The sequence below is a fragment of the Pseudomonas sp. GW821-FHT07G10 genome, from assembly GCF_059418545.1.
Genome location: NZ_JBWKQB010000047.1, coordinates 1 through 9161, shown reverse-complemented (window position 1 = coordinate 9161; position 9161 = coordinate 1). Strand labels below are relative to the sequence as shown.

9 protein-coding genes are annotated in these 9161 nt (G+C 56.9%); 7 read left to right on the top strand and 2 right to left on the bottom strand.

The genetic code is table 11. From position 1 onward, the window contains the following. A partial coding sequence (locus tag AC07O1_RS29400) for a hypothetical protein (protein ID WP_495091074.1) occupies positions 1-256 on the top strand: 256 nt, incomplete at its 5' end. Between the two features lie 754 nt (positions 257-1010). On the opposite strand, the gene AC07O1_RS29395 is transcribed toward AC07O1_RS29400, so the two are convergent. After that, the gene (locus AC07O1_RS29395) at positions 1011-1583 is read right to left on the bottom strand and encodes a TetR/AcrR family transcriptional regulator (protein ID WP_495091088.1); all 573 of its coding nucleotides are present in this window, start codon (positions 1581-1583) and stop codon (positions 1011-1013) included. A gap of 149 nt (positions 1584-1732) precedes the next feature. On the opposite strand from AC07O1_RS29395, the gene AC07O1_RS29390 reads away from it, so the two are divergent. The 4 genes from AC07O1_RS29390 to AC07O1_RS29375 all read left to right on the top strand — a co-directional run bounded on the left by AC07O1_RS29390 (position 1733) and on the right by AC07O1_RS29375 (position 5658). Continuing rightward, complete coding sequence (locus AC07O1_RS29390) at positions 1733-2833, top strand: alkene reductase (protein WP_495091073.1); 1101 nt, start codon at positions 1733-1735, stop codon at positions 2831-2833. A gap of 39 nt (positions 2834-2872) precedes the next feature. Then, positions 2873-3661, top strand: coding sequence for an SDR family NAD(P)-dependent oxidoreductase (locus AC07O1_RS29385; RefSeq protein WP_123425921.1), 789 nt, complete (start codon positions 2873-2875; stop codon positions 3659-3661). 82 nt (positions 3662-3743) lie between these two features. Beyond that, a complete protein-coding gene (locus AC07O1_RS29380; protein ID WP_495091072.1) occupies positions 3744-4613 on the top strand; it encodes an alpha/beta fold hydrolase in 870 nt (289 codons plus the stop codon). 46 nt (positions 4614-4659) lie between these two features. Next, entirely contained in the window at positions 4660-5658 is a 999-nt protein-coding gene (locus AC07O1_RS29375; protein WP_495091087.1) for an NADP-dependent oxidoreductase, read from the top strand. 743 nt (positions 5659-6401) lie between these two features. Here the strand turns inward: AC07O1_RS29375 and AC07O1_RS29370 are convergent. Then, a complete protein-coding gene (locus AC07O1_RS29370; protein ID WP_493061744.1) occupies positions 6402-7289 on the bottom strand; it encodes a LysR family transcriptional regulator in 888 nt (295 codons plus the stop codon). A 134-nt stretch (positions 7290-7423) separates the two neighbouring features. Between AC07O1_RS29370 and AC07O1_RS29365 the strand changes: the two genes are divergently transcribed. Both AC07O1_RS29365 and AC07O1_RS29360 read left to right on the top strand, forming a co-directional pair. Beyond that, positions 7424-8170, top strand: a complete 747-nt coding sequence (locus AC07O1_RS29365; protein ID WP_495091071.1) for an SDR family oxidoreductase — start codon at positions 7424-7426, stop codon at positions 8168-8170. Between the two features lie 69 nt (positions 8171-8239). Continuing rightward, positions 8240-8926: a glutathione S-transferase family protein gene (locus AC07O1_RS29360; RefSeq protein ID WP_495091070.1), complete on the top strand. Its 687-nt coding sequence runs from the start codon at positions 8240-8242 to the stop codon at positions 8924-8926. Positions 8927-9161 lie beyond the last annotated feature (235 nt).

Below are 9161 nucleotides of genomic sequence, written 5' to 3'. Positions count from 1 at the left end.
TGCTTCGGCGACATCCAATTATCAAACTCGCACTTTAGAGGTGCCGACCACGTTCGGTTGCGAAAACGATGGAACCTGGCAATTGACCCGCTACAATATTTTTGTCAGCCCCAATGATTTGGCATTTATCAAGACCTCAAATACGCCGAATAACCTGGTCGAAGTACACATCGCGTCGGCGGCATCTAACTATCAAACGCGGACATTGGAGGTCCAAACAACGTTCTCTTGCCCAGTAGATAGTGCTACTCACTAAAGTTAGTCGCCGTGCGCACTAATCGCGGGCCTACGCACGCGGTGGCGCGGATCAAGTGGCTTCGTAAAAGTTCGGATTGATGGCGAGGGGGGCGTTTTCGCCCCCCTTCGTTTAATCTGCTGAATTTGACGATGATATGGATGGTCGTTTGCTGAGTATGCCCGACGTCGGCCCGATCCGGTGCATGCGTTTTCACACAGTCTGGGTCGAAGGTGGCCCCTCATGAGTGACCGCTCTAGGTCAGAAGCGAGCCTGCTCTTCGGGCATACCGAGGGCGACATAACTGAACGTGTTTTCCGTCGTATCGGCGCCATTGCGAAGCTGTCAAAATAACGGAAAAACGCGTTACAAAACGCTGATGCCACCCCTTGTAAAGTGTGGCCTCCAGCGGAACCAAAAAATGATCGTATTAGAACGAAAACAAGCTACAGGTCACGAATTACGGGCGCTTGTATCTCGGACTTGAAAACCGTCGACTGTAACAGGTCCATGAGTTCGAATCCCATCGCCTCCGCCATCTTATGTACGACAAAGCCCTGATTATTCAGGGCTTTGTCGTTTCTGGGGTTTGAGATTTCTGCGTCGACCTTTCCGGATCGTTTCCGCATCTTTTTGGTCATTTCCGCAACCCTCTCATTTCGCAACACAACCCATCCCACTCGAAACAAACGAGTCAAAAAGTTTGTAGCGTGTTTTTATTGCACAGATAGCCAGCTCGCGCTTTGCATTAATCTCCGCTCAACATAGGTTCAACTTAATCGACCGGCAACGAAGCCAACATTTCCGCGCGGCACACCTCAAGAATTTCGTCCGCCAGGGCGGAATCATCCGGGCAGGTACGCGACAGGATAATCGCGCCGACGGCCCGCGACAGCAGGTCGATCATCTTCTTTCGCCCCTCACCCGCCTCGGCATCAGGCCCTGTAGGGTATTTCTCGCCCAGAGTTTGCAGGGTGTGTTCAATGCCCTCGGCAAACGTTGCTTTCACCTCATCCGACTGGCGCGCCGCGTCGCCGCCCAACGCGGCCATGGTGCAACCGTCGCCACGCCCGTCGCGATGCTCTCTGTTCACATAGACGTTGATGAAGCCCGCAACATCCAGCGCTTGGGCGCCTGTCAGCGATTTGGCCAGACTGCACGCCGAAGCTTCGGCCATCAGATCGGCCTTAGACCCGAAGTGCTTGTAGAAGCCGCCATGGGTGAAACCGGCAGCCGCCATGAGGTCCGCCACACCGACGCCGTCAAAACCGCGCTCACGAAACAGCTCTGAGGCTGTTTCAACAATGTGCTCTCGATTGGCCTGCGCCTGGGCCTTGGTCACTCTCACGTGCAATACCTCGTGTTCAGCGGGAAATCCTGCGTCCAATGATACATAGATGTTAACCATAATCAAAACCGTTGACAGTTTAGATTTCGATCATCATCCTAATTGCAGGCACCACCGATCACCATCAACGGGCACGGAAGATTCATCAGATGACCAAGCAGACTCTGTTCACCCCTTACATGCTAGGCAGCCTCACGCTGTCGAACCGCGTCGTTCTCGCGCCGCTGACACGCAACCGCGCCGGCCAAGGTTTCGTCCCCAGCGAATTGGCGGCGACCTACTACAGCCAACGCGCCAGCGCCGGTCTGCTGATCAGCGAAGCCACGCAGATTTCCCGACAGGGCCAGGGTTATCAGAACACTCCCGGGATCTATACCCAGGCGCAGATCGACGGCTGGCGTGCAGTCACCGATGCTGTGCATGCCGAGGGCGGAAAAATCTTCCTGCAACTGTGGCATGTCGGCCGCGTCTCCCACGTTGATCTGCAAGAAAACGGCGCAGCACCGGTGGCACCTTCCGCACTGCGCGCCGCCACCAAAGTGTTCGTCAACAACCGCTTTGAAGACGTCTCCGAGCCGCGGGCACTGGACATCAGCGAACTGCCGGGGATCGTTGCCGACTTCCGCCAGGCGGCGGCTAACGCTATCGCCGCCGGGTTCGATGGCGTCGAAATTCACGGTGCCAACGGCTATTTGCTCGATCAATTCCTCAAGGACAACGCCAATCTGCGCACCGATGTTTACGGCGGATCGATTGAAAATCGTGCACGTCTGTTGCTCGAAGTGACGGCAGCGGTGATAGATGAAATCGGTGCGGACCGCACCGGCGTGCGTCTGTCGCCGGTGTCACCAGCCAATGGCGTATCCAGCAGCGATCCGCAGGCGCAATTCGACTACGTCGCCGAGCAACTCGACGCCCTCGGCGTGGTTTATCTGCATGTCGTCGAAGGCGCGACCGGTGGCCCGCGTGACGTGGCGCCCTTCGATTTTGCTGCCCTGCGCCAGCGCTTCAAAAACACCTACATCGCCAATAACGGCTATGACCTGGACCTGGCGACTTCGAAGCTCGCTGAAGACCAGGCCGACTTGATCGCCTTCGGTCGCCCGTTCATTGGCAACCCGGATCTGGTGGAACGCCTGAAACGTGGCGCGCCGTTGTCCGCGTTCAATCCCGCCACCCTCTATGGCGGCGGTGCGGCAGGCTACATCGACTACCCGACACTGGCTGAATCGAGCGTCAGCGCAAGCTGAGCGCGTTCTGTTTCTCACATTCTGAAAGAGAGATAACCCATGAGCACTCGCCCTACTGTTCTGATCACTGGCGCCTCCACCGGCATTGGCGCGGTCTACGCCGAGCGCTTCGCGCAACGCGGTCACGATCTGGTCCTGGTCGCCCGCGATCAGGCGCGCCTCGACGCACTGGCTGTGCGCTTGCGCAACGAACACGACGTCGCCGTCGATGTGATCCCGGCGGACCTGACCCAACCCGGCGATTTAACCACCGTTGAAAACCGCCTGCGCGACGACGCCCGCATCGGCATCCTCGTCAATAACGCCGGCGCCGCGTTGTCCGGCAACTTCGTCGATCAAAGTACCGACAATGTGGCGCAACTGGTCGCCCTCAACACCACCGCGCTGGTGCGCCTCGCCAGCGCCATCGCTCCACGCCTGGCCAAGGCCGGCAACGGTGCGATTATCAACATCGGTTCGGTGGTGGGCCTGGCGCCGGAGTTCGGCATGACGGTCTACGGTGCGACCAAGGCCTTTGTCCTGTTCCTGTCCCAGGGCCTGAGCCTGGAACTGTCGCCTCAGGGCGTCTACGTGCAAGCGGTGCTGCCCGCAGCCACCCGCACGGAAATCTGGGATCGCTCCGGCGTCGACATCAACACCTTGAGCGAAATCATGGAGGTAGGCGATCTGGTGGATGCCGCCCTCGTCGGTTTCGATCGTCGTGAACCGGTGACCATCCCGCCGTTGCACGAGGCGCAGCGCTGGCATGACCTGCAGGGCGCACGTCAGGGCCTGCTGGGGCAAATCCGTCAGTCTGCGGTTGCCCAGCGCTACCAGACCCCACAGTGATCTTTAGGTAGCGAGCACTCGCGGCAGATTCGATGCAGGCCCAAGTCACTGCATCGAATCCGACCCGCTGTCCGGAGCAGCAATGAATTCAATTCAGACAAATCCCCTTTCCGCTTCGCCAACTTTGTTCATCAATGCGGCGAACCAGTCGATCACGGTCAACGGCACTCCCTTCGCCTATCGCGACATCGGCCCGCGCGTCGGCGTGCCCCTCGTACTGTTCAACCACTGGGGCGCGGTGTTGGACAACTTTGACCCAGCGATCATCGATGGTCTGGCGCAAAACCGTCGCGTCATTACCACCGACTATCGCGGCATCGGCGGCTCGGGTGGAACCGCGCCACTGACCGTCGGCGAGATGGCTGACGACGCCATCCAGCTGATCCAGGCGCTGGGGCTGGAAACCGTTGATGTGCTGGGTTTCTCCCTCGGCGGCTTCGTCGCTCAGGACCTCGCCCTGAAGGCGCCTGATCGGGTGCGGCGGCTGATTCTGACCGGCACCGGACCGGCCGGTGGCGAGGGTATCGACAAGGTCGGCGCAGTGTCGTGGCCATTGATCCTCAAAGGTTTGCTGACCCTGCGCGATCCCAAGTTCTACCTGTTCTTCACCTCGACAGCCAATGGCCGTCGATCCGCCTCGCAGTATTTGCAGCGCCTGCGAGCACGCAAACACAATCGCGATAAGGGCCCGACACCCCGCGCTTTCCTGCGGCAGTTGAAAGCCATCACCGCGTGGGGCCAACAGGCGCTGCAAGACCTCGAACGCTTGCGCATGCCGACGCTGATCGTCAACGGCGACACCGACATCATGGTGCCCAGCGTCAACTCGCTTGAGCTGGCCAAGCGAATCCCCAGCGCAGAACTGGTGATGTATGAGGATGCCGGTCACGGCGGCATTTTCCAGCACCACGCTGATTTTGTGGCCAAAGCTCAGGCGTTCCTCGATGCCTGACCACGCGCCGACTACCCTCCTGATAACCGACAAGAGCCGCACCCCGATGAAAGCCTTTCTGATTGACCGCTATGGCAAGCAACCCGGACGCCTCGGCGAAGTGCCCGCGCCCGCAGTGGGTGCTCACGATGTGTTGATCGAGGTCCATGCCAGCAGCGTCAACGTGCTGGACTCGAAGATCAGCAGCGGCGAATTCAAGCTGATCCTGCCCTACGCGTTTCCGCTGGTATTGGGCAATGACCTGGCGGGCGTGGTGAGAGAAGTCGGTTCGAAGGTGACACGCTTCCAACCGGGTGACGAGGTGTACGCCCGCCCGCCGGAAACGCGGATCGGCACCTTCGCTGAGTTGATCGCGGTGAACGAAAACGCGATCGCCCTGAAACCGGCCACTACCAGCATGGCGCAAGCCGCGTCCTTGCCCTTGGTAGCACTCACCGCCTGGCAGGTTCTGGTGAAAACCGCTCGCCTGCAAAAGAGCCAGAAGGTGCTGATTCACGCCGGCTCCGGTGGCGTCGGCACGGTGGCCATCCAGCTCGCCAAACACCTCGGTGCCTTTGTCGCGACCACCACCAGCACCGCAAATGTCGAATGGGTCAAGGCGCTGGGGGCTGACGTGGTCATCGACTACAAAAAGCAGCACTTCGAGAGTGTCCTGCACAGCTACGACGTGGTGTTGAATAGCCTCGGCGCCGATGTTCTGAAGAAATCACTCAAAGTGCTCAAGCCCGGTGGCCAACTGATTTCCATCTCTGGGCCACCCACCGCACAATTCGCAAAGGAGCAAGGTTTGTCCTGGCCGTTGCAGCAGGTCATGTGCCTTTTGAGCCTGGGTATTCGGCACAAGGCACGCAAGCAGGACGTCAGCTACACGTTTGTGTTCATGCGTGCCAACGGCGCGCAGTTGCAGCACATCACCGCGCTGGTCGAGGCCGGCATTATCAAACCGGTGCTTGACCGTGTCTTCACCTTTGATTCAACGGCAGAGGCACTGAAATACGTCGAACAGGGACGCGCCAAGGGCAAAGTCGTTATTTCGATCAAATGACTACGCTGCCTTTCGATGAGTCGATTGACGAGCCTGAGCAACGTTCAGCGAACACGCATTCTTCATCCGCGCTGCCCGAAGTGAATGCATCAGCGTTTCAGAAACAGGAAGCGCAGCAAACAGACGCGCTGCCTGTTACGCCACCAGTGATCCTCTGGCGTCGTTTGATGCTTGAGCAGTAGAGACTGGTTGCATAAAAGTAGCCCAAGCGTGGATAGCTTCGAATATCGCTAACGCCACTTAGTTGTTTGTGATGGGAAGGAGTGGAGTGAATGATTCTAGCCGGAAGGGGAAAGTCGGAAACTGCTGCTTTCGGCCGAGGCTGTGTAAAAACGTTTTTTGAGCGCGACAGATACTCAAAACCGGACTGGAAATCGCGCTTCTACGCGAAATCCACATCTGCTGACGTGCCGATAAATTTCAGATTTCACGTAGACGCGCACACTTCAATTTTGGCGAAGCGTTTTTACACACTCTGGACCAGAAGCGGTCGGTGATCCAAATAAATAAATCTGCCCCCGTTTTCTTAACCGCATGAGATGAGCGTTGCACCTTTGATTTAGAGATGTATCGAATCGGCGTTGGCAATAAATCAGGACACTTTTGAGAGGCAAGCCCTGCAGTCCGGTGTGACTACTTAAAGCCCCGTTGACGAGCAAGAATGGTGAGTGTGCAGCGATTTTCGCCCGAGGGGCCGCCATGCTGATGGTTCTTCGCTCGCACCCTGGCCGTGGGCTAGGAGGCTATTTAGGGCGCTCATGGAATGCAGCAAAAACATCCGCCATAAAATCCATGAAAACGATGGCTCGCTGGGGCAGCAGCCGATTCGCTAAGTATACGACTTGGATCGGAACGGGTGGCGCCACGTATTCGTTAAGCAGCAATTGAAGATTGCCACTTCTCAGCCCTTCCTCATAAAGCCATTGAGGCCCCTGCGCGATTCCCAATCCTGCATTGACGTACTCACGTATCGCCTCAGGCGAGTTGACACGCAGTCGTCCGGAGATCGGGACATCAGTATCCTTAAACCGCCAGTTGGTTCCAGTGGATAGGAGGGTATAAATGAGGCAGTCGTGTTCCTTCAGGTCATCAGGCGAAGAGGGAGAGCCACGTTTCTCTAGGTACGCACGGCTGGCAACGCACACACGCTCGAACCACGCTAGTGGCCGGGCTCGCATTGCACTGTCCTCCAGGTGCCCAATACGAATCGCGAGTTCTGCCCCCTCGTCGACTAAATTGACGTAGCGATCATTGATTTGAAGATCGAGCGACAGTTCGGGATAGCGCCCTAGAAAGCTCGCGACGTGCGGTACGATGAAGGTGTGAGCCAATGCGGTCGGGCAAGCGACGCGCAGTAACCCAGACGGCGCTACGTTCCCTCTCAGTGAGGACTCTGACTGTTCCACTGAGTCCAGAATACGCCGCGCATCTGCGTAGTACCGTTCACCCTCGGGCGTGAGCATCAGCTTTCGTGTGGATCGGTGAAGCAGCCTGGTTTGCAAATGGTCTTCAAGAGCAGCGACGTAACGACTGACGTTCGGTTGCCCTAGTCCTAGATCACGTCCCGCAGCAGAAAAACTACCTGTCTCGACAGCGCGTACAAAACAGCTCATCAGTAACAACCGGTCCATCACGCCCCTTTTCATGCAGATTTTGCATGAGATCTATTCTATTTGCCCATCTTATCAGCGCGCTGGCATGAATACATAGTTGCTCTCAGAAGGTCAGTCGTCCGGCTGGCCGCCCCAAAAGAGAGGAAATTTACATGTCCCGTTTACAAGGCAAGCGTACCCTCATCACTGGCGGTACAAGCGGCATCGGTCTGGAGACCGCCAAGCAATTTCTCGCCGAAGGCGCACGCGTGATCGTCACAGGTGTTAATCCTGAGTCCATGGCAAATGCTCAAGCTATTTTAGGTAGCGAAGTCCTGGTGCTGCGAGCAGACTCAGCTAGTGTCGCAGCCCAGCAGGAGCTAGCGCAGGCTGTTCAGTCTCATTACGGGCAGCTCGACGTTGCCTTCCTCAATGCTGGCGTATCCGTCTGGATGCCAATCGAAGACTGGAACGAGGAGATGTTTGATCGCTCCTTCGACATCAATGTCAAAGGCCCTTACTTCCTCCTGCAAGCACTGCTGCCGGCCTTCTCTAATCCTGCATCGGTGGTTCTTAACACCTCGGTAAGTGCGCACCTGGGCGCCGCGCGCTCATCCGTTTATGCGGCAACGAAGGCAGCGTTTCTGAACATGTCGAAAACGCTCTCTAGCGAGCTTCTCCCACGTGGTGTTCGTGTAAACGCGATCAGCCCTGGCCCGATCGATACTCCGCTGTACGACAAGCTGGGTATCCCCGATGCCTATCGCGAGCAGCTCAACAAAGATATCGCCGCGACTATACCCTTTGGCCGTTTCGGTACGCCTGAAGAAGTAGCTAAGGCGGTTCTCTATCTGGCGTCGGACGAGTCTCGTTGGACGGTCGGAACGGAAATTATTGTTGATGGTGGGCGCTCGCTTTAATGGGCTAGTCACAACTTCGCTTCTATACAGCCCGCTTCCCGCTCGGAAGCGGGTGTTGTCGAAATAACAGTGGGTATTCAAATGTCGCAATCACGGCTCACGCTTGTTAGCCACGGGCTTTGTCCGTTTGTTCAGCGAGTAGCAATTTTACTCCTCGAAAAAGAGGCTCCATTTCAACGGGTTGATGTGGATTTGAAGGACAGGCCCAACTGGTTTCTGGTCAGGTCGCCAACGGGCAAAGTCCCGCTTCTAATGGTGCAAAAAGGCGATGAGGAAGCGACCGTACTTTTCGAGAGCGTGGCTATCTGTGAATACATCGAACAGGTGTATCCGGAGCCCGCTTTGCACCCGAAAGATGCAATTTTCCGTGCTCAACACCGTGCTTGGATCGAATTCGCCACTGGTATGCTTGCTGATGCATGGGGATATTTGAACGCAGCGGATCAGCAGACAGCGCTTGGTAAGTCTTCAGCGCTGAGGGGGAAGCTGGAGAGACTTGGCGGTGAAAAGATGGAGGGGCCGTACTTCGCTGGCGAGACGTTCAGTATGGTGGATATTGCTGTAGCCCCAGTTTTTCGCTACTTCGACATACTGGGATTCGAACCAAGTCATTCATTGTTTGATGGACTTGGTCGCATTGCCGAGTGGCGTCATGCACTGGCCAATCGCGCTAGCGTTCAGGCTGCTGTCGCCGAGGATTATGCAGACCGGTTACGCAAACATCTGCTGGAGGTGAAGGCCATTTTAGTCAGATGAGTCATAAATATCAGTCCAGTGTCTCGTATGGCGGGACTTAGCCTGGTGCGACCGTGGAGCTGGGTCTCCTTTGCGAATTTGCAGGAGGCCCGCTTTCCTATTCTTCAGGAAAGTGCCTATACAACGGATAGCGATACTGAGCTTTCGTTGGCGCTCCATGTCCGTATATGGACTCCTCCTCATTGCAAGCCCCTTTTGCTTTGGCGCCCGTGCCGACTGCACACGTATATTCGGC